The 773-nt window shown below is 49.7% G+C and carries 1 protein-coding gene; it reads left to right on the plus strand.

The window, feature by feature from the left end; genetic code table 11:
* The first annotated feature begins 66 nt into the window (after positions 1 to 66).
* Positions 67 to 771: an IS6 family transposase gene (locus AAIE02_RS23595; protein ID WP_498533422.1), complete on the plus strand. Its 705-nt coding sequence runs from the start codon at positions 67 to 69 to the stop codon at positions 769 to 771.
* Positions 772 to 773: the final 2 nt, after the last annotated feature.

The following is a 773-nucleotide window of genomic DNA, read 5'->3' on the forward strand; positions in this document are numbered from 1 at the left end:
AGGGCACTGTTGCAAATATCGCAGCGTTGATACACTTTGCTGCCATTATCACCAGTGACGATAATCATGAATGTATTCAAGGGCCGGCATTTTAGTCGTGACATTATTCTGTGGGCGGTTCGCTGGTATTGTAAATACGGTATCAGCTACCGCGAACTACAGGAGATGCTGACCGAACGCGGTGTCAGCGTTGACCACACCACGCTTTACCGCTGGGTTCAGCGGTATGCCCCTGAAATGGAGAAACGTCTCCGCTGGTACTGGCGTCAGCCTTCCGGATTTAGCTCATGGCATCTGGATGAAACTTATATCAAAGTTAACGGCAAATGGGCTTATCTGTACCGCGCAGTCGACAGCAGAGGCTGTACTATTGATTTTTATCTCTCCTCACGCCGAAACAGTAAAGCCGCCTACCGCTTTATGGGGAAACTCCTGAATAATACGAAGCGCTTGCAAATTCCACGGCTGATTAATACCGATAAAGCACCGACATACGGGCGGGCACTGGCGTTGCTGAAGCACGAAGGAAAATGTCCGCCGGATGTGGAGCACCGACAGAGAAAGTACCGGAACAACGTGATTGAGTGCGATCACGGCAAGCTGAAACGGATAATCAATGCCACGCTGGGATTTAAATCCATGAATACGGCTTACGCCACGATTAAGGGCATTGAAGTAATGCGTGCACTGCGCAAAGGTCAGGCCGAATCATTTTACTTTGGTCATCCCCTGGGCGAGATGCGTCTGGTGAGCAGAGTTTTTGAAATTTAGGC

The organism is Cedecea sp. Ae19-4, assembly GCF_059801165.1.

Excerpts from the sequence above, each read along its gene's own strand:
- AAIE02_RS23595 (WP_498533422.1), top strand. The coding sequence starts at position 67 with ATGAATGTATTCAAGGGCCGGCATTTTAGTCGTGACATTATTCTGTGG.